The following is a 19,926-nucleotide window of genomic DNA, read 5'->3' as shown; positions in this document are numbered from 1 at the left end:
GCACAGCGAACATGCGGTCGATCCGTCTCCGAATACTGGTTACCTGTGTGGTACTGGCGATCATTGGTGTGGGCGGGTGGCAGCTCCTCCCGTCCGGCGATGACGGAGAGAAGCCGATCAAGGTCGGTACGACCGACATCGTCAGCTCGCTGGACCCCGCCGGTGCCTATGACGCCGGTTCCTGGGCCCTGTTCAACAACATCTACCAGTCGCTGCTGACCTTCAAGCCCAGCTCGACGGTCCCGTCCGGTGACGCCGCGCAGCACTGCGGGTTCGACGGCAAGGACCTGCTGACGTACACGTGCACCGTGCGCGACGGCATCACGTTCTCCAACGGCGACAAGATGACGGGCGCCGACGTCGCGTTCTCCATCAAACGCGTGGTGCACATCAAGAACGGGCAGGGCCCCTGGTCCCTGCTCACCACGATGAAGTCGGTCGAGTCCAGCGGGCAGAACGTGACGTTCCATCTCAAGACGCCGGATGCGACGTTCCCGTCCAAGCTCGCCACCGGCGCCGGCGCGATCGTCGACATGAAGCAGTACCCGGCGGACAAGATCCGTACCGGCAACACCGCTGTCGGCTCCGGGCCTTACCTGCTGAAGGCCTACCGGCCGGGTGTCTCCGCGACGCTCGTGCCGAATCCCACGTACAAGGGCGCCCTCGACACGACCGGCAGCCCGGTCGACGTGGCGTACTTCAAGACGCCCGACGGACTCGACAAGGCCTGGCAGGACAAGAAGGTCGACGTCACACACCGCCAGATGCCCCCGGCGGTGGTCGCCAAGGTCGACGCGAGCTCCAGCACGATGCACGTCACCGAGGTCGCGAGCGCCGAGATCCGCAACATGGTCTTCAACGTCCGCAAGAGCTCGCCGATGGGCAGCACCGCGGTGCGCCAGGCTGTCGCCACGGTCATCGACCGGAACAAGATCACGGCGGACGTGTACGACTCGACCGTCGAGCCGCTGTACTCGCTGGTGCCGCAGGGCATCACCGCGCACAGCACCGCGTTCTTCGACACCTACCCGAAGCCCGACCCCGCCAAGGCGAAGTCACTGCTGAGGAACGCCGGGATCCAGACGCCGGTGTCGTTCTCCCTGGCGTACTCGCCGAGCGGCTCCGCGGCCCAGGAGGCGGCCGAGATCCGCCGCCAGCTGGAAGCCACCGGGCTGTTCAAGGTGAAGGTGATCAGCAAGGAGTGGACGGCGTTCCAGAAGGGCTACGCCGCCGGCGACTTCGACGCCTACACGATCGGCTGGCTGCCCGACTACCCGGACCCCGACGACTTCGTGGCGCCGCTGGTCGGCACCGACAACACGTTCCACAACGACTTCTCCAGCCCGCATGTCAACGAGCTGATCACGGCGACCCAGAAGTACAGCCAGCGCGGACAGGCTTCGGACACCTTCAAGCAGGTGCAGCAGACCGTCGCGAACGACGTGCCGCTGCTGCCCCTGTGGCAGAAGAAGGACTACGTCCTCAGCACGGAGAACATCACCGGCTCCCAGTACCTCTCGGACGGCACCGGCATCTGGCGCCTGTGGGAGCTCGGCCGCATCTGAGCGCCGCCGCGCGGAGCGGGCCGTGGGCCACCGGCCCCGGGCCGTTCCGCCGTCACGGTCCTGCCGGTGGTCGCGGGGGCCGTTGCTCCCGTCCGGCCCCGCAGTACCGACCGGCGCGGCTCCCCGGGACTCCGCGCCGGCCGCCCGGCGGCGGACGGCCGGGTGCGCCGGTGGCGGACGGCCCCGCGCACCGGCGGGGAGGCGCCCTCAGTCCTCGTCGCCCAGGGGACCGGTGTCGTCGGGGTCCTCGGCCGCCCCGGTCCGCGCCGCGCCGCGGTCCGTGCGGCTCTTGCGGGTGACCGCCGCTTCCGCCATCCCGGGCAGGAAGTCCGTGAACAACTCGTGGACCTCGCGGACGAGGGGCCGCAGCGCACGGAAGCGGAAGAGCGCCACGCCCCGCGTCGTCAGCCGGGCGCCGCGGTCCGCGAGGCGCCGGCTGCGCTCGCTGTCCTGCGAGCGGTCGAACACCCAGTGCAGCACGAGCCCCATCTGCGAGAGCCACATCAACTCCGGCAGGATGTCCGAGAGTTCGTCGGCGACCTTGGCCTTCGAGCCGGCCAGTACCTCCCGGTGCACGGAGATCGCCGCCTCCCGCGCGTGCTGCGACTCGGGGGAGAAGGGGCTGAGCGGACTCTCCGGGTCCGCGGCGTTCTTGAAGAACTGCGCGGCGAACTCGTGGTAGGGCGCGGCGATGTCCAGCCAGGCCCGCAGCACCCCCGCCATGCGCGCCTCAAGTCCCGTCTCCCGTGCGAGGACGGGCCTGATGGCCTCCCGGTGCTCGGCGGCGATCCGGTCGTAGAAGCCCTGGACGAGGTGTTCTTTGGACGAGAAGTAGTAGTAGGCGTTCCCGACGGACACGCCGGCTTCCTTGGCGATGGCGCGCATCGTCGTCTTGTCGTAGCCGCGTTCCTGGAAGAGCCGGAGTGCGGTTTCGAGGATCAGGGTCCGGGTCTGCTCGCTCTTGGGGGCTCTCGCCGCCCTGGCGGGGGTCCGCTCCGCGGTGCGGGAGCCGCCCCCCGGCGCCTGTCGCGCGGCGCCGTCGCCCTCGGAGTCCTCGGCTCCGCCGGCCGCGTCGGCTCCCGCCCCTGTCGCATCCTTCTCGTCCTTCACGGTGTCCGAGCCTAGTGCGGCGCGCCGCGTGCCCCGCACCGTCCTCGGTGCGGGGCCGCCGGGCCCCCGGTGTCGCGGCGACGGCGCGGTCGGGCGGCCGGCGGGCGGGCCGGCCGGGCGGGCCGGCCGGGGCGCCTGACGCCCGGTCACGGCGTCATGCCTCGGTGGGCGCCGTGGGGTAGGCGCCGACCGTCCAGGGGCCGACGGGCGGCCGTCCGCCGGCGGGCGCCGCGGCGCTCTGGCGGCGTTCGGCGATGCCGCGCCGCCGGATCCTGGTCAGGACGAAGACGTTGCCGAGGTGCAGTACACCGAGGACCAGAAGGACGACGCCGAGCTTCACCGAGATCGCCTCGACCAGTTGCCTGGTGTCGGTGATGCCCCGGGAGTCCTTCAGGAACAGGGCGATGAAGCCGAGGTTGACCAGGTAGAAGCCGACCACCAGCAGGTGGTTGACGGCCTCCGCGAGCTTCTCGTCCCCCTGGAGGACGTCGGCCAGGAAGACCAGGCCGTTCTTGCTGAGTGTTCTCGCGACCCACACGGTGAGTCCGATGCTGATGGCCGCGTAGGCGATGTACGCGACAACGGTGAGATCCATCCCCGCCCCCTGGCTGGAATCGGTTTGAACGCGTTCAAAAATGCTGACGGCCAGACTGTAGCCCTATTTTTGAACACGTTCAAGAAGGCTCCGGCGGGGTCGATGCGCCTCCGTAGGACGCCGTATTGCGCGTACGTACGCTTACGGAGAGTGCCTCACGCACGGCACACTGGCGGGATGGCATCCGCTTTCCTGGCCGAGGGCGCCCATGTCCCGGTCGCCGTGACAGCCGTACGGGCCGAGCTCTCCCACTCCGGCGGCGCTCCCGGCGCCGCCGGACCCGGACCCGGTGTCCCGGTGCCGGCCCTCCTGTTGAGGGCCGGGGGCGGGGCGGTGGGGGCCGAAGCCGGGGACGCGGGCGAGGTGGACCTGCGGGCACTGCCCGGGGAGGTCGCGCGCGTGCTGTTCCCCGTGCCGGCCGCCGTCCGGGTCCCCGGACTCGTGCTGCGGCTCCTGCGGGCCGCGGACGCCACCGAGCTCGCCTCACTCCCGCTCCCGCCGGACGCGCCGTTCGAGGGGGGTGAGCTCCGCCGTACGGGCGGCCTGTGGGTCTTTCACGCCACCGCGCCCCAGGGCCCGCGGGCGCCCGGCGGCCGGCCGGGGACGCCGTCGCCGGGCGCGGCCGGGGCGCCGTGGCCCGGGGCGGGCCGGCCGCCGTCGGCGGCGGTCGCCGAGGAGGAGGCCAGAGTGCCCTCCCAGGGGCCCGCTCCCGGGTGGGAGGGCCTCGCGCCGCCCGTGCACCGCAGGCTCGCGTTACGCCGCGAGCAGGCCGCCGTGAGCCTGCTCAAGTACGGTGCCGCGGACGCCGTGGCACGGGTCGTCCTCGTCCTGGACGCCTCCGCTTCGATGGCCGGGCTGTACGCGTCCGGGGCGGTCGCCGACGTCGTGGAGCGCACGGCCGCCGTGGCCGCGCTGCTCGGCGAAGGACGCATGGCGGCGTGGACCTTCGCCTCGCACCCAGCCCGGCTGCCGGACTGCGTGGTCGGCGGACTGCCGCAGTGGCTGCGGCTGCACGTACGCGCGGGACAGCTCGCGCTCCTCGGCAGGCCGCGACGGCGCACGCGGGGCCTCGACCCCGAGCAGATCGACATGCGGTGCGTCGGTGTGCGCAACGAGGAGCACAAGGCCATCGCGCAGGTACGCGCGTACGTGCGTGAGCGGCCCGTGCCCGTGCCGACGCTCGTCGTCTTCCTCTCCGGCGGTGGCGTGCACCGCGACGCGGAGATCGAGCGGCAGTTGGCCGAGGCCGCGGACGAGCCGCTGTTCTGGCAGTTCGTCGGGCTCGACAGGACGGCGGACTACGGCGCGCTCGCGCGCGCCGGGCAGCCGGCGGGCGGGGGCGTCGGCAACGCGGGCTTCTTCGCCGTGGACGACGTCACCCGCACGTCCGACGCGGAACTGTACGACCGGCTGCTGTGCGCCTTCCCCGGCTGGCTCGCCTCGGCGCGCCGCGCGGGCGTTCTCGACTGACGTGCGGGGTACGGGAGCCGCCGGCCGGCGGGCCGCTGCGCTGGGTAGGCTCGACTGGCGTGCCCCGCACGGGAGTTGACGGCCGGTGGCCGGACGGTCCGGCACGCTCAACCGACGCGTCGATGCCTCGACGCGTCGGCGCAGGGACGCTCGACGGACCACGCGTCGACGCGTGATGACCGGCCCATCGGCCCACCGGCCCACCGACGACCGGCACATCGGCCCGACCACCCCCGACGTACCGGCGCCCGGGCCGGGTTGAGGTTCCACCCGGGGCCGGGCGTGGCCGGACCGTGCAGTACGGTCGCCGCCGCGTCGTCAGACGCTGATCGAGCGGGCGTAGCCGATCTGGCCCATCACGTGCTGGAACGTCATGGGGTTCGTCGCCGGCACCATCGTCGAGTGGTGCGTCCCGCCGCTCGTCACCGTGACCTGGATGAAGCCGGTGGTGGTCTTCTCCTTCATCAGCAGGAACAGCAGCCCCAGGAAGCAGAACACGAAGAACACGATCGCGAGCACGATCGCGTGCGTCGGGATCTTCTCCTCGGTGCGCGACAGGTCCGTCGCGTTCCACACCGCGCCGCGCAGCGGCAGCGTGCCCGAAGGCGTCACGATGGAACCGGTGTTGAGGACCGTGATGTCCCCGATCGACACCAGCGGTGAGCCGCCGGCGAGCGCCGTGGGCCCCTGGAGTTCGCCGGACGTGGCGCCGGGCCCGTCCGGTGCGCCGGGATAGCCGTAGCCCGGCGACTGAGAGGGCAGGGCGGGCGGATAGCCGTACCCGGGCGCCTCGGCGGGCGCCGGATAGCCGTACCCCGGGGCCTGGCCGGACGGCGGCCCCCAGGCCGGTGCGGGGGCCCCGCCGGGGCCGGGAACGCCGGTGCCGAACGGGCCGGCCGCCGTACCGGGGCCGCCCGGGCCACCGATGTCCTCAGGCCCGTCCTTCGCGTACGGATTGGGCTCGCTCATGTGTCTTCCGCCTCCCCATGCGGTCCCCGCCAGGTGCTGCTTGCGTCAGATCCTGGCACAGAAAACGCCCGCCCCCGTGTGCGATGCACACAAGGGCGGGCGGACTGCTTCGCGGAGGGGTCCCCGGGGGTCAGAACCGGCGCGTGATCAGCGCCCGCTTGACCTCCTGGATCGCCTTCGTGACCTCGATGCCGCGCGGACAGGCGTCCGTGCAGTTGAAGGTCGTCCGGCAACGCCACACGCCGTCGCGGTCGTTGAGGATCTCCAGGCGCTGCTCACCGGCCTCGTCGCGCGAGTCGAAGATGAAGCGGTGCGCGTTGACGATCGCCGCGGGGCCGAAGTACTGGCCGTCGTTCCAGAACACCGGGCAGGACGACGTGCACGCCGCGCACAGGATGCACTTGGTGGTGTCGTCGAACCGCTCGCGGTCCTCTGCCGACTGGTACCGCTCGCGCGTCGGCTCGTTGCCGGTGGTGACGAGGAACGGCATCACGTCGCGGTACGCCTGGAAGAACGGGTCCATGTCCACGACCAGGTCCTTCAGGACCGTCAGGCCCTTTATGGCCTCGATCGTGATGGGCTTGGAGGCGACGCCCGTCTTGTCCAGCGAGACGATGTCCTTGATCAGTGTCTTGCAGGCGAGGCGGTTCTTCCCGTTGATCCGCATGGCGTCGGAGCCGCAGACACCGTGCGCGCAGGAGCGCCGGAAGGTCAGCGTGCCGTCGAGCTCCCACTTGATTTTGTGGAGGCCGTCGAGCACCCGTTCCTTCGGGTCGATGTCGATCCGGAAGTCCTGCCACGTCGACTCGTCCGAGACCTCCGGGTTGAAGCGGCGGATCCTGAACGTGACGGTGAGCAGGTGGTCGGAGGCGGCGGCGTCCGCCTCCAGCCGGTCCATGGTCGGGGTAGCCATCAGTACTTACGCTCCATCGGCTGGTAGCGGGTCTGGACGACCGGCTTGTAGTCGAGCCGGATGGACTCGATGCCGTCGTCGCCGACCTCGCGGTACGCCATCGTGTGGCGCATGAAGTTCACATCGTCGCGGTTGGGGAAGTCCTCGCGGTAGTGACCGCCGCGGGACTCCTTGCGGGCCAGCGCCGACACGGCCATGACCTCGGCCAGGTCGAGCAGGTTGCCCAGCTCGATGGCCTCCAGCAGGTCCGTGTTGAACCGCTTGCCCTTGTCCTGGATCGACACGTGCTGGTACCGCTCGCGCAGTTCGGAGATCCGCTCGACCGCCGTCTTGATGGTCTGCTCCGTACGGAAGACCATCACGTTGGCGTCCATGCACTCCTGCAGCTCGTTGCGCAGGACGGAGACGCGCTCCTTGCCCGTGGACGACAGCAGCTTCTCGACCTGTCCGAGGACGAACGTCTCCGGTTGCTCCGGCAGTTCGACGAACTCGGTCTTCGCCGCGTACTCGGCGGCGGCGATGCCGGAGCGGCGGCCGAAGACGTTGATGTCGAGGAGGGAGTTCGTGCCGAGGCGGTTCGCGCCGTGCACGGAGACGCAGGCGACCTCGCCGGCCGCGTACAGGCCGGGCACCACCGTGGTGTTGTCGGAGAGGACCTCGCCCGTCACGTTGGTGGGGATGCCACCCATCGCGTAGTGCGCGGTCGGCTGGATCGGGATCGGGTCCGTGTACGGCTCGATGCCGAGGTAGGTCCGGGCGAACTCGGTGATGTCGGGCAGCTTGGCGTCCAGCTGCTCCGGCGGCAGGTGGGTGAGGTCCAGGTAGACGTGGTCGCCGGCCGGACCGCAGCCGCGGCCCTCGCGGATCTCCGTGTAGATGGAGCGCGAGACGACGTCACGCGAGGCGAGGTCCTTCATGACGGGCGCGTACTTCTCCATGAAGCGCTCGCCGTCCTTGTTGCGCAGGATGCCGCCCTCGCCGCGGGCGCCCTCCGTGAGCAGGATGCCCATGCGCCAGATGCCCGTCGGGTGGAACTGGAAGAACTCCATGTCCTCCAGCGGCAGGCCGCGCCGGTAGCAGGCCGCCTGGCCGTCACCGGTGAGGGTGTGCGCGTTGGAGGTCACCTTGAAGAACTTGCCCGTGCCACCGGACGCGTAGATCACGGCCTTCGCCTGGAAGATGTGGATCTCGCCGGTCGCCAGTTCGTACGCGACGACGCCGGCGGACTTCCGCACGCCGTCGACCTCGACCATGATCTGGTCCAGGACGTAGAACTCGTTGAAGAACTCCACGCCCTCCTTGACGCAGTTCTGGTACAGCGTCTGGAGGATCATGTGGCCGGTGCGGTCGGCCGCGTAGCAGGACCGCCGGACCGGGGCCTCGCCGTGGTTGCGGGAGTGCCCGCCGAAGCGGCGCTGGTCGATCTTGCCCTCGGGCGTCCTGTTGAAGGGCAGGCCCATCTTCTCCAGGTCGAGGACCGCGTCGATGGCCTCCTTCGCGAGGATCTCGGCGGCGTCCTGGTCGACCAGGTAGTCGCCGCCCTTGATCGTGTCGAAGGTGTGCCACTCCCAGTTGTCGTCCTCCACGTTGGCGAGCGCGGCGGCCATGCCGCCCTGCGCCGCACCGGTGTGGGACCTGGTCGGGTACAGCTTGGTCAGGACGGCCGTCCGGCTGCGCTTGGTGGACTCGATGGCCGCGCGCATCCCGGCGCCGCCGGCGCCGACGATGACGGTGTCGTACTTGTGGATCTTCATGGGTGTCGTCAGCCCCGGCTCTAGCGGATGTTCGGGTCGAAGGTGAAGATCACCAGCGTGCCCAGCAGGACGGTCCAGATGGTGGCTGCGTAGAGCAGGCCCTTCAGCCACATCCGGGGTGCGGGACGCTCCGCGTAGTCGTTCACCACGGTGCGCAGGCCGTTGCAGCCATGCAGCATGGCGAGCCACAGCATCGCCAGGTCCCAGATCTGCCAGAACGGGTTGGCCCAGCGGCCCGCCACGAAGGCGAAGCCGATCTTGGACACACCGCCGTCCAGCACCAGCTGGATCAGCAGGTGACCGAGGACCAGGACGACCAGGACGACGCCGGACAGGCGCATGAAGAGCCAGGCGGCCATCTCGAAGTTGCCACGGGTGGACTTCGGGGTCTTGCGGGTGCGCGAGCGGGGCGCCTCGATGAACGGGGCCGGATGGTCGACGTCGAAGAGGCTCGCGCCCTCGACCTCGCCGATCGCGGAGCCGGCCGCGGAAGTGGTGTCTGCGGACATGGGTCACTAGCTCCCGAACACTTGACGGAATGCGTGGCCGAGCACGGGGTAAAGGGCGCCGATCATCAGCACCAGCCACAGGACCACGGCAGACCACAGCATCTGCTTCTGGTAGCGCGGGCCCTTGGACCAGAAGTCCACGGCGATCACGCGCAGCCCGTTCAGCGCGTGGAAGAGGATTGCGGCCACCAGGCCGTACTCAAGCACCGCGACGACAGGGTTCTTGTAGGTCGCTACGACATGGTCGTAGGCCTCGGGGGAGACACGGACAAGAGCGGTGTCCAGCACGTGTACGAACAGGAAGAAGAAGATGAGGACACCGGTGACTCGGTGAGCCACCCACGACCACATGCCTTCCCGGCCGCGGTACAACGTTCCAGCCGGCACGGAAAAACCCTCCGGAAGCGGGGATCGGGGCCGGCCGCCATCTTCTACTTGGTCAAGCACAGTGGTGTCGGTCGCGCCCGGCCGGGTACGGTCCACCGGCCCCGGCCATGTTAGCGACGAGTTGTCGGTCCGCTCGCCCGGGGGTCGCCGGTGTGATCGAACCCGCAGTCAAAGAGCCTCGTACGGACTACCGGGACCGGGGCGGATCACCGTGGACGCGGCATTTCGGGCGCTCCGCCGGGTGCCGGGACGACGGGAGAGCCCACCGGCGCGTCGCCGTCGAAGCCGTCGAGGCCGTCGGAGCCGTCGGCGAGGCGCGTCAGCAGGGCGCCGAGCCTGGTGCGGCCGAGCCTGCGGAGCTCGTCGGCCGCCACGGCGCGCTCCTCCTCGGGATCGTTGCCGAGGCGGGTCCTGATGTCCGCGAGCACCTGGCCGAGGTATTCGTCGGGCGCCCGGCCGTCCAGGCTGATGACGAACGTATGGCCGAAGCTGGCCTCGTACGCGGCGAACCCGGCGCGCAGGGCCGTCGCCGCGGCCTGCGGCACGTCGGTCCGGGACGCGTGCGCGCACCGGTCGGCGGCGGACTCCGCCGCCAGCGCCCGGCCGAGGTCGGCGGGTGACAGGTCGTAGGCTGCCTCGTCGGCCGCCGCGAGCAGCGCGGCGAGATCGGGGTACGGTCGGTGGGCGGTGATCCTCGCGGCCCAGCGGTCACTGCCGCAGCACGCCAGCAGGGCTTCGTGGACGGTGGCTGCGGGGGCGCCGTTGAAACGGCGCAGCCCTGACTCCTCGCGGGACAGCAGGGGCTCCTCGTACGCGACATGGGACACGGCGGGGGACGCTGGTGCGGATGGCGGGGGTTGCCCGGCCCGGTGGGCGGGTCCGGCCGCCGCGGTGCCCCGACGCTAGCGAGACGTCGTGGTGGCCGAGAACCGCGCGCACACTCTTTCACTCGTACGAAGAAGTTTCGACATGCGGCGTGGACGTCGGCGTGGCAGGTTCGCAGCAGGACGACCCGAACGCCACCACCCGAGCGTCCCGCCCGAGCACCGGACCCGTACCGGACCAGCGCCGGAGCGGTATCGAGCGAGCACCACACCGGCATCACCCCGCGGCATCAGGAGGACTCGAATAATGTGGCAACCGCGCAGCACCTTCGGCGCGGCGACGGCGGCCGTGGCCGTCGGCGCGCTGACGCTCACCGCCTGCCAGAGCGGTTCCCCCGGCGCGAACGGCACCGGATCCTCGCCCGCCGCGTCCCCGACGCCCACCCGCAGCTTCCCGCTGTCGAGCGCGCCGGGCACCATCCCGTCCGTGCGCCACTTCACGGCCGTCCACGGGCCCGGCTGGAAGCCGGCATCGTCCAGCGGTGTCGTCGTGGCGTCCGGCGCCGCCGGGCAGGGGCTGGCCGACGAGGCACAGCTCATCGCGAAGGAGCTGAAGATCCACTACCGGGGCACCGCCGCCGCGCGGGCCGGGGACGTGGAACTGGCCCTCGGCGGGGGCGGCGCGGCCGAGTCGTACACGCTGACCACCAGCGGCGGCCGTGTCGTGATCAAGGGACCGGACCAGTCGGGTGTCTTCTACGGGACCCGGACGCTCAAGCAGTCCGTCCGCGACTCCGGCGACATGCCGGAAGGGGTGGTCCACGATCAGCCCGCCAAGCCGGAGCGCGGCCTCAACCTCGACATCGCCCGCAAGTTCTACCCGGCGGACTGGATCGAGGACCGGCTGCGGCAGATGGCCGACCTCAAGCTCAACGAGCTGGGGCTGCACTTCTCCGACGACCAGGGCTTCCGCATCGCGTCGACCAGCCACCCCGAGATCGTCTCTCCGCAGCACCTGACGACCGCGCAGACCCAGCAGATCATCGCGCTCGCCACCCGGCTGCACATCACGATCGTCCCCGAGATCGACTCGCCGGGACACCTCGGCGCCGTCATCGCCAAGCACCCGGACATCCAGCTGCGCAACGCGTCGGGCACCACGTACCAGGGTGCCGTCGACATCTCGAACCCGCAGTCCGCGAAGATCGTGGACCAGCTGCTCACCGAGTACGCGAAGCTCTTCCCCGGCCCGTACTGGCACATCGGCGGCGACGAGTACCTGGCGCTGACCGCCGCGGACCCGCAGACGAAGTTCCCGCAACTGGCCGCCGCCGCACGCAAGAAGTACGGGCCGAACGCCACGGTGCGGGACCTCGCGACCAACTGGATCAACGCACGGGCCGCGGTGGTCGAGAAGCTCGGCAAGAAGCCGAGGGTGTGGAACGACGGGGTCTTCCCGGACGGTATCGCCAAGCCGTCCAAGAACTTCCTCGTCGAGTACTGGACCGGCCGGGAGGCGGGGAAGATCCCGCCGGTCACGTACCTGAAGGAGGGGCGTCAGATGATGAACCTCAACGACGAGTACCTGTACTACGTCCTCGGCCAGCCCAACGGCTTCACCTACCCGACCGGGCAGCGGATCTACCAGGAGTGGAGCCCGCTCGTGATGCGCGGGACCTCGCCCGTACCGGCGAAGTACGACGCGCAGATCCGGGGCGCGCGGTTCGCGGTCTGGGGCGACGTCCCCGACGCGCAGACGACGGCGCAGGTCGCCGCGGGCATCCGGATGCCGCTCAACGCGCTGGCGCAGCGGCTGTGGGCGCCGGGCAAACCGACCCTGGGCTGGCAGCAGTTCATGGCGCTCGCCGACCGGATCGACGCCTCGGCCGGATCAGTGGTCACCCCCGCGCCCAGCCCGTCGCCGACCTCCGCGTCCCCCTCCCCGGCGCGGCCCACCACACCGCCGGAGTCCTGAGGCCCCGGTCCCGGGTCCGGCTGGTACGGGCCCGGGACCGGCTGGGGTCCGGCCGGTACGAGGCGGACGGCGTGCGGCAAGGCACAGGCCCGGCGGGGTGTCGCGATGCGGGCGGGTTCGGGGAGCCCGGCTGACGTCGCCCGAAAGGCGGAGCGCGGGGAAGGGCCAGGGGCCGGTCCGCTCCCCGGGGAGCGACGACCGGGGTCGCCACCCCCCACAGGAGAGACCCCGGCCGTCGCCGTGCGAAGCCGCAGAGCGACCCCGTCACTCATGTCAGCGCCGTCCGTGCCGTTTCTGTCACACCGGTCCCCGCAGTACGTTGTTGCGACGTGTACGAGTCATGGACGCCGGGTGCGAAAAGGCCGTAGCGTGCAAAACGCGTGGGATGGCGCGGCAATGACCAGCTGCGGATCAGGACGGGTTGTGGGTTGTGCTGGGGGATGACGCGGAGCTCACCGCCGCGGTGCGTGCGGCGCGGGACGGGGACGAGGACGCCTTCCGTACCGTCTACCGCGCCGTGCATCCGCGACTGCTCGGCTACGTCAGGACGCTGGTCGGCGACTACGACGCCGAGGACGTCACCTCCGAGGGCTGGCTGCAGATCGCGCGCGACCTCGGCACGTTCGAGGGCGACGCCGACAGGTTCCGCGGCTGGGCCGCCCGGATAGCGCGCAACCGTGCCCTCGATCACCTGCGCATGCGGGGCAGGCGGCCCGCCGTCGGCGGCGACGAGAGCGAACTGACGGGCAGGCCCGCCGAGTCGGACACCGCGGATGAGGCCATGGAGGCGCTCGCGACCAGCCGGACGCTGGCGTTCATCGCCCAACTGCCCCAGGACCAGGCCGAGGCCGTGGTGCTGCGGGTCGTGGTCGGGCTCGACGCGAAGTCGGCGGCCGAAACACTCGGCAAGCGTCCGGGAGCGGTCCGTACCGCCGCGCACCGCGGCCTGAAGAAGCTCGCCGAGCTGATCGAGGCGGGCGCCGTCGAAACCGCTTACCGTACGGGGCCCGGCGCGCTGCCCGGCATCGGTCCCGAGGCCGCCCGGGGCCTGGTGCCGCGGGGTGGCGCGCTCGGCGGCGTGCCGCTGCAGCGCACCCCCCGCCCGGGAATCTCTGCCTCCATAGGTGTGACGCATTCGCGCCTGCGGACGCAGAAGGACATGTGATGGCCGACGAGCGTGACCGGTGGCTCGATGAGGAGAGCGCCGAGAGACTGCTGCGCGCCGAGCCTGTCGAGACCACTGGGGCGTACGCGGCACAGGACGCCGCGCGGATCGCCGCCGCCCTCGGTGACCTGTCCCGCGTCGCACACGCAAACACCGGCGGCGGCCCCGGCCCGGTCGACGACGCGGGCGGGCGTCCCGGACCGGCGGGGGAGACCCGCGGGGAGGCGGCCGCCGTGGCCGCGTTCCGGGCGGCGCGCCGGGACCGGGCAAGCGCTCACGCGGATCGCGTCGCCACCCGCCGCGCGCACGGCGGACGTTCGGCCGGCGCCGGCCGAAGGACGGCCGTCCGGGCACTGTTCGAGGGCGGGCGCCCGCGCGGCCTCGCCGCGACACTCGTCGGCTGTGTCCTCGGCGGCACGGCCCTCGCCTTCGGATCGGGTGTGCTCCTGGCGCCCGCGACGACCGGCGGCAACGGGGTGCCCCGCGCGCCCGCGCCCCTGAGCGGGGGACCGCTGCCTTCGGCCTCCGGCACGGCGGGCAGCATGCCGGCTCTCGCGGACCCCGTCCCTGACGACGTGGACCTGGGGCCCTGGAAGACCGTCGGGAAGCGGCTGCTCTCACTCGACGCCGCGCACAGCGTCGCGACCGGTGCCGGGGTGAGTGACGGGCCGGGGCCTTCCCCCTCCGCGTCGGGGTCGGCCCCGGCGGCCGGCCGATCCTCGCCGAGCGCGGCGGATTCCGGTGCGGGCACGCCGTCCGCCTGGTACGTGGCGGCCGTCGAGGCCTGCCAGGGCCTGCGGGACGGCACACTGGACCACCGCCGCAAGGACATGCTGCTGCGCGTGGCGAAGGGGCCGTCCGGCGCCGCCGCGTTCTGCGCCCGCCTCCTCGACGGCGGGCACGCGCATGGCGGGCACACCCACGGCGGGCACCCCGCCGGCGCTTCCACGGGCCCGAGTTCGAGCCCGAGCGGTGGCTTCGGTGTGCACGACCCCGGTGGTGGGGAGGGGTCCGGCCCACCGTCGCCCGGCGGCAGCTCCTCCGCGACGCCGTACGGCCAGCACGGTGGCTCGCCGTCCGTGACACCCTCCGGCGGCGCGTCCGGCTCGACGGGGGGCGCCACTTCGTCCCCCACCGGCGCGTCGTCGGGGGACCCGTCGTCCGCGGCGCCCGGGGCCGCACGCCGATGACGCGCGGGGCGCACGACGCCCCCGCGGTGGTACTGCCGTGCGCGACCTGGGGCTTTCAGCCGCCGGGCAGAAGGGTGTGACGTTTTTCCGCGGTGTGACGCAGTAGAGAGTGAGCCGACTGGTCATCGGCAGCGCACAGAGCCGGGGGTTCCCCCCGTACCTTCGGCTCGGCGCACAGGCGCGGACGGGGCACGTTCCCCCGGTCCCGTCCGCGCCTCTTCCCTCCCCGCCGGTGGCGAAGCGCCTCCCGAGCTGTGAGCAAGGTCCCAGCGTGTGGCCCTCCAAGCCTCCCACCCGCGCGGCTACAGTCCGCCGCAAGGACGCTGACGGCCCGGCTGGGCCCGGCACCGTCCCCTTCAGGTGGACGACGCCGTCCACACGAGCTCCCAGGGAGGCACGAACCATGGCGCGCGAGCCCGGCGGCGAACGAGTGACCGAGAGCGGATTCCCCGTGGCGCCGGTCTACGGGCCGGGCGACCTGAGCGCGTGGGATCCGGCCGAGAAGCTGGGCGAGCCCGGTGCGTACCCCTACACGCGCGGTGTCTACCCGTCGATGTACACGGGGCGGCCCTGGACGATGCGGCAGTACGCCGGCTTCGGCACGGCCACCGAGTCCAACGCCCGGTACAAGCAGCTCATCGCGAACGGCACGATGGGGCTGTCCGTCGCCTTCGACCTGCCCACCCAGATGGGCCACGACAGCGACGCGGCGATCGCGTCGGGCGAGGTCGGCAAGGTCGGCGTGGCCATCGACTCGGTGGACGACATGCGGGTGCTGTTCGGCGGGATCCCGCTGGACAAGGTCTCCACCTCGATGACGATCAACGCGCCCGCCGCGCTGCTGCTGCTCATGTACCAACTGGTCGCGGAGGAGCAGGGCGTACCGGCGGACCAGCTGACCGGCACGATCCAGAACGACGTGCTCAAGGAGTACATCGCGCGGGGCACGTACATCTTCCCGCCGAAGCCCTCGCTGCGGCTGATCGCGGACATCTTCAAGTACTGCCGGGCGGAGATCCCCCGCTGGAACACCATCTCCATCTCCGGCTACCACATGGCGGAGGCCGGTGCCACGCCCGCGCAGGAGATCGCGTTCACCCTCGCCGACGGCATCGAGTACGTGCGGACCGCCGTCGCGGCCGGGATGGACGTGGACGACTTCGCGCCGCGCCTGTCGTTCTTCTTCGTCGCCCGTACGACGATCCTCGAAGAGGTCGCCAAGTTCCGGGCGGCACGGCGGATCTGGGCGCGGGTGATGCGGGACGAGTTCGGGGCGAAGAACCCCAAGTCGCTGATGCTGCGTTTCCACACCCAGACGGCGGGCGTGCAGCTCACCGCGCAGCAGCCGGAGGTCAATCTCGTACGGGTCGCGGTGCAGGGCCTCGCGGCCGTGCTCGGCGGTACGCAGTCGCTGCACACGAACTCGTTCGACGAGGCGATCGCCCTGCCGACCGACAAGTCCGCCCGGCTGGCGCTGCGCACGCAGCAGGTCCTCGCCTACGAGACGGACGTCACCGCGACCGTCGACCCGTTCGCGGGCAGTTACGTCGTCGAGAAGATGACGGACGAGGTGGAGGCGGCGGCGCTCGCGCTGATGGAGCGCGTCGAGGACCTCGGTGGCGCGGTCGACGCGATCGAACACGGCTTCCAGAAGAACGAGATCGAGCGCAGCGCGTACGCGATCGCCCAGGAGACGGACAGCGGCGAGCGGGTCGTCGTCGGCGTCAACCGCTACCAGCTGGACGCGGAGGAGCCGTACGAGCCGCTGCGCGTCGACCCGGCCATCGAGGCCCAGCAGGCCGGGCGCCTCGCCGACCTGCGGGTGGGACGGGACCAGGCGGCGGTCGACGCGGCCCTGGCCGACCTGCGCAAGGCCGCGAACGGCGAGGACAACGTCCTCTACCCGATGAAGACGGCGCTCAAGGCCCGGGCGACGGTGGGCGAGGTCTGCAACGCCCTGCGCGAGATCTGGGGCACCTACGTGCCGGCGAACGTCTTCTGACGCCGCGGGGGGTCGGGGACCGCGCCCGCGGTCCCCGAAACCCTCACCGCCCACACGGCGCCGCCCCCGCGCGGGGCGGCGGAGCCTCGCGGCGCGCTCGGCCGGTCCCGGCCGAACCCCGGCGGCGGCCCCTCCCGAGACCTCTCCCGGGAAGGGCGGGCGACGTCAGAGCGTGCGCTCCAGGCGGTCCGCCAGCAGCCTCACGAAGCGCGGCGCGTCCGCGAGCTCGCCGCCCTCGGCCAGCAGGGCCATTCCGTGCAGGAGTTCCGTCGTCTCCGCGAGGTTGGTGGTGTCCCCGCCCCCCGCGTGGGCCTTGTTGAGGCCCGTCACCAGCGGGTGGCCCGGGTTGAGTTCGAGGATCCGCTTGACCTGGGGGACCGGCCGGCCCATGACGCGGTACATGTTCTCCAACGCCGGTGTCACGTCGTGCGCGTCGGAGACGATGCAGGCGGGGGACACCGTCAGACGGGTGGAGAGCCGTACCTCCTTGACGCTCTCACCCAGCCGCTCCGTCATCCAGGCCAGCAGGCCCTGGAACTCCTCCTGCAACTGCTCGCGTTCGGTTTCGGCCTCCTGCTTCTCCTCCTCGGTCCCGAGGTCGACCTCGCCCTTGGCGACGGACCGCAGCTGCTTGCCGGCGAACTGCGGCACGGCCTCGACCCACACCTCGTCGACCGGGTCGCTCAGCAGCAGCACCTCGATACCCTTGGCGCGGAACGCCTCCAGGTGCGGCGAGTTCTCCATCGCCTGCCGGGACTCGCCCGTGAGGTGGAAGATGTGCTCCTGGCCGTCCTTCATGCGTTCCACGTACTGCGCCAGCGTGGTCGGCTTCTCCGTGTCGTGCGTGGAGGCGAACGAGGACACCTTCAGGATGGTCTCCTGGTTCTCGAAGTCGCTGAGCAGGCCCTCCTTCAGGGCGCGCCCGAACTCCCGCCAGAACGTGGCGTAGCGCTCCGGTTCCTTCGCCTGCATGTCCTTGACGGTCGACAGGACCTTCTTCGCCAGGCGCCGGTGCATCAGCTGGATCTGCCGGTCCTGCTGCAGGATCTCGCGCGACACGTTGAGCGAGAGGTCCGCCGCGTCGACGACGCCCTTCACGAAGCGCAGATACGGCGGCATCAGCGCCTCGCAGTTGTCCATGATGAACACGCGCTTCACATACAGCTGGACGCCCCGCGCGTGGTCCTGCGCGAACAGGTCGTGCGGCGCGTGGGACGGGATGAACAGCAGGGCCTGGTACTCGAACGTGCCCTCGGCCTGGAGGCGGATGGTCTCCAGCGGGTCGTTCCAGTCGTGGCTGATGTGCTTGTACAGCTCGTGGTACTCGTCGTCCGTGACGTCGTCGCGCGAGCGGGCCCACAGGGCCTTCATCGAGTTGAGGACCTCGGGCGCGGGCGGGGCGGTGCCCGCTTCCCGGTCCCCGGCCTCGCTCGCCCCGTCCCCGCCGTCGGCGTCCGGGTCGGCGTCGGTGTCCGCGGCCACCGGCTCCGCGGCCATCCGGATGGGCCAGGTGATGAAGTCCGAGTACCGCTTGACGATCTCCTTGATCTTCCACCGGGAGGTGTAGTCGTGCAGGCCGTCCTCGCTGTCCTCGGCCTTGAGGTGCAGCGTGACCGCCGTGCCCTGCGGGGCGTCGACCGCGTCCTCGACGGTGTACGTGCCCTCGCCGGTCGAGGTCCACCGCGTACCCACGGACTCGCCCGCGAGCCGGGTGACCAGCGTGACCTCGTCGGCCACCATGAAGCTGGCGTAGAAGCCCACGCCGAACTGGCCGATCAGTCCGTCCGCCGTCGCGGAGTCCTCGGCCGCCCTGAGGTCCTTGAGGAACGCCGCGGTGCCGGAGTTGGCGATCGTCCCGATCAGCGCCACGACGTCCTCGCGCGACATGCCGATGCCGTTGTCGCGCACGGTCAGGGTGCGGGCGGCCGGGTCGGACTCGATGGCGACGTGCAGGTCGGACACGTCCGCGCCGAGATCCCCGTCGCGCAGCGCTTCGAGGCGCAGCTTGTCGAGCGCGTCGGACGCGTTGGACACGAGCTCGCGCAGGAACACGTCCTTGTTCGAGTAGATCGAGTGGATCATCATCTGGAGAAGCTGGCGCGCCTCCACCTGGAACTCGTGCGTCTCGCTTGTCATGATCCGTGTTCCTTCTGTGCCGAGCGGTTACCGGGAGTTGACTGCCGAATTTTAGGTCTTCTCCGGGGTGCGCGGCGGGACAGTGCTCCGGGGACCGCCGGCAGCGCCCAGCCCGGCCGGGCCGTCCGGAGGCTCGCCGCGTCCGTCCGGGCGCGGAGCGCGGGGCGTCAGCCGCGGCCCGCGCGTGCGGAGGGGACCCCGCACGGACACGGAGACCCCCGGGGGCGGTGCCGTGCGGCACACCCCGGGGGCCTCGCGCGGCACCGTCGCGCCCTTACGCCGGTGTCACCAGCCGGTGGACGTCCTTCGCCGCGCTGGTCACGCCCGACAGGAAGCCTTGCGCGCGCGGGGACGCGTTGGCCCTGAGCCACTCCGGGGCGATGTCGCAGACCGCGACCTTCACCCCGGTGCCCGCGAGGGCCAGCGGCAGGGTGTGCACGACCGTGGACGGGAAACTGAGGATGGTCCTGCTGATCGGGCCCCGGCGGGCCACCAGCTCCAGGGGCAGGTCGGGGCGGACGATCTCCAGACCGGTCGCCGCGTGCAGCGCGTGCAGCTTCTCGGCGTTCTCGCGGCGGTGCGCGAAGTAGCGGATGGCGCGGTGCTCGCGCGCCAGGGACGTGACCGCCTCGGTGTACTGCGCGTCGTCCACGACGCCCGTCTCCACCAGCGAGGTGCCGACGAGGTCGGCGCCGTCGAGGATCTTCGGCGGGCCGAACGTGGCGCGGGTCCACTCGAAGCGGTTCTCCGTCACGTCGATGCCTCGCGGCACCTCCTGCACCGGCATCGAGGTGAACACCTCCACCGAACGGGCGTCGGTCGGGGTCAGGCGGCGGCGGGCCGCCGCCGTGACGGGGGCGAGGACGAGCTCACGGGGCCCGCGGGGGCCGCCGCGCCGGTGCCAGCGCACCAGGCGTTCGCCGCGCGCGAGCTGACCGATGAACTCCATCGTCGCCGTGCCGTCGTCGACGACGGTCAGCCTCTTGCCGCCGGCCATCGTGAGCAGCAGCTGCACATACCGGGAGAACGGATCGCCGATCACGATCCGGCCCGACCGGTGCAGCAGGGGCGCCAGTTGGCGCACCGTCTTGAGCGGGGCCCCCGCGCCGCCCCTCGCCTCCTGCCAGCGCACCGTGCAGCCCTCGTCGCGGGCCAGCTCGGCCATCCTGCGGAGCTGGCCGCGCGACATCGGGTCGGTGGGTGAGAGCACGACAACGGTCAGGTCGTCGCCCCTCCCACCCGTCCTCGCCCACTCCAGCACGTTCAGCAGCTGGACGGGGCTCTCCACGAACGCGATCGCCGTTCGGGCGCGGAGGTCGCGGCGGCGCGGGGCTCGTTCCCCGCTCGGACTCGGCATGGCCC

Annotated in this window: 16 protein-coding genes; 6 read left to right on the top strand and 10 right to left on the bottom strand. The window is 71.5% G+C overall.

What is annotated here, in order from left to right; all coding sequences use genetic code 11:
* The first annotated feature begins 11 nt into the window (after window positions 1-11).
* The gene (locus OG310_RS12975) at window positions 12-1,565 is read left to right on the top strand and encodes an ABC transporter substrate-binding protein (protein ID WP_329456044.1); all 1,554 of its coding nucleotides are present in this window, start codon (window positions 12-14) and stop codon (window positions 1,563-1,565) included.
* A 207-nt stretch (window positions 1,566-1,772) separates the two neighbouring features.
* Here the strand turns inward: OG310_RS12975 and OG310_RS12970 are convergent, their stop codons facing one another.
* Both OG310_RS12970 and OG310_RS12965 read right to left on the bottom strand, forming a co-directional pair.
* The gene (locus OG310_RS12970) at window positions 1,773-2,675 is read right to left on the bottom strand and encodes a TetR/AcrR family transcriptional regulator (protein ID WP_443078625.1); all 903 of its coding nucleotides are present in this window, start codon (window positions 2,673-2,675) and stop codon (window positions 1,773-1,775) included.
* A 154-nt stretch (window positions 2,676-2,829) separates the two neighbouring features.
* Complete coding sequence (locus OG310_RS12965) at window positions 2,830-3,270, bottom strand: hypothetical protein (protein WP_329456043.1); 441 nt, start codon at window positions 3,268-3,270, stop codon at window positions 2,830-2,832.
* A gap of 177 nt (window positions 3,271-3,447) precedes the next feature.
* Between OG310_RS12965 and OG310_RS12960 the strand changes: the two genes are divergently transcribed.
* Window positions 3,448-4,740 carry a VWA domain-containing protein gene (locus OG310_RS12960; protein ID WP_329456042.1) on the top strand — a complete coding sequence of 431 codons (1,293 nt, stop codon included), beginning with the start codon at window positions 3,448-3,450 and terminating at the stop codon, window positions 4,738-4,740.
* 318 nt (window positions 4,741-5,058) lie between these two features.
* Here the strand turns inward: OG310_RS12960 and OG310_RS12955 are convergent, their stop codons facing one another.
* From OG310_RS12955 to OG310_RS12930, 6 genes are all read right to left on the bottom strand, one after another.
* Window positions 5,059-5,709, bottom strand: a complete 651-nt coding sequence (locus OG310_RS12955; RefSeq protein WP_329456041.1) for a hypothetical protein — start codon at window positions 5,707-5,709, stop codon at window positions 5,059-5,061.
* A gap of 130 nt (window positions 5,710-5,839) precedes the next feature.
* Complete coding sequence (locus OG310_RS12950) at window positions 5,840-6,622, bottom strand: succinate dehydrogenase iron-sulfur subunit (RefSeq protein ID WP_329456040.1); 783 nt, start codon at window positions 6,620-6,622, stop codon at window positions 5,840-5,842.
* On the bottom strand, window positions 6,622-8,376 hold the full coding sequence (gene sdhA / locus OG310_RS12945; RefSeq protein WP_329456039.1) for a succinate dehydrogenase flavoprotein subunit: 1,755 nt from the start codon (window positions 8,374-8,376) through the stop codon (window positions 6,622-6,624). The genes OG310_RS12950 and sdhA overlap by 1 nt, the downstream gene beginning before the upstream one ends.
* 20 nt (window positions 8,377-8,396) lie before the next feature.
* On the bottom strand, window positions 8,397-8,885 hold the full coding sequence (locus OG310_RS12940; protein ID WP_329456038.1) for a succinate dehydrogenase hydrophobic membrane anchor subunit: 489 nt from the start codon (window positions 8,883-8,885) through the stop codon (window positions 8,397-8,399).
* Window positions 8,886-8,891: 6 nt separating this feature from the next.
* Window positions 8,892-9,272: a succinate dehydrogenase, cytochrome b556 subunit gene (gene sdhC / locus OG310_RS12935; RefSeq protein ID WP_225013894.1), complete on the bottom strand. Its 381-nt coding sequence runs from the start codon at window positions 9,270-9,272 to the stop codon at window positions 8,892-8,894.
* 206 nt (window positions 9,273-9,478) lie between these two features.
* Complete coding sequence (locus OG310_RS12930) at window positions 9,479-10,099, bottom strand: 2-oxo-4-hydroxy-4-carboxy-5-ureidoimidazoline decarboxylase (RefSeq protein ID WP_443078624.1); 621 nt, start codon at window positions 10,097-10,099, stop codon at window positions 9,479-9,481.
* Window positions 10,100-10,403: 304 nt separating this feature from the next.
* Here OG310_RS12930 and OG310_RS12925 point away from each other — a divergent pair, with 304 nt between their 5' ends.
* The 4 genes from OG310_RS12925 to OG310_RS12910 all read left to right on the top strand — a co-directional run bounded on the left by OG310_RS12925 (window position 10,404) and on the right by OG310_RS12910 (window position 16,428).
* Window positions 10,404-12,071, top strand: a complete 1,668-nt coding sequence (locus OG310_RS12925) for a beta-N-acetylhexosaminidase (RefSeq protein WP_329456037.1) — start codon at window positions 10,404-10,406, stop codon at window positions 12,069-12,071.
* Window positions 12,072-12,501: 430 nt separating this feature from the next.
* Window positions 12,502-13,236 carry an RNA polymerase sigma factor gene (locus OG310_RS12920; protein WP_329456036.1) on the top strand — a complete coding sequence of 245 codons (735 nt, stop codon included), beginning with the start codon at window positions 12,502-12,504 and terminating at the stop codon, window positions 13,234-13,236.
* A complete protein-coding gene (locus tag OG310_RS12915; RefSeq protein WP_329456035.1) occupies window positions 13,236-14,426 on the top strand; it encodes a hypothetical protein in 1,191 nt (396 codons plus the stop codon). Before OG310_RS12920 ends, OG310_RS12915 begins: the two co-directional genes overlap by 1 nt.
* A 403-nt stretch (window positions 14,427-14,829) precedes the next feature.
* Window positions 14,830-16,428 (top strand): acyl-CoA mutase large subunit family protein, encoded by a 1,599-nt coding sequence (locus OG310_RS12910; protein ID WP_329456034.1) that lies wholly within the window; start codon window positions 14,830-14,832, stop codon window positions 16,426-16,428.
* A 165-nt stretch (window positions 16,429-16,593) separates the two neighbouring features.
* Here the strand turns inward: OG310_RS12910 and htpG are convergent, their stop codons facing one another.
* Both htpG and OG310_RS12900 read right to left on the bottom strand, forming a co-directional pair.
* Window positions 16,594-18,564 carry a molecular chaperone HtpG gene (gene htpG / locus OG310_RS12905; protein ID WP_329456033.1) on the bottom strand — a complete coding sequence of 657 codons (1,971 nt, stop codon included), beginning with the start codon at window positions 18,562-18,564 and terminating at the stop codon, window positions 16,594-16,596.
* Between the two features lie 274 nt (window positions 18,565-18,838).
* Complete coding sequence (locus OG310_RS12900) at window positions 18,839-19,921, bottom strand: hypothetical protein (protein ID WP_329456032.1); 1,083 nt, start codon at window positions 19,919-19,921, stop codon at window positions 18,839-18,841.
* Window positions 19,922-19,926: the final 5 nt, after the last annotated feature.

The organism is Streptomyces sp. NBC_01497 (genome assembly GCF_036250695.1).
Taxonomy (GTDB): domain Bacteria; phylum Actinomycetota; class Actinomycetes; order Streptomycetales; family Streptomycetaceae; genus Streptomyces.
The sequence above is the reverse complement of the archived record's forward strand: the minus strand, read 5'-3'. Positions and strand labels throughout refer to the sequence as shown.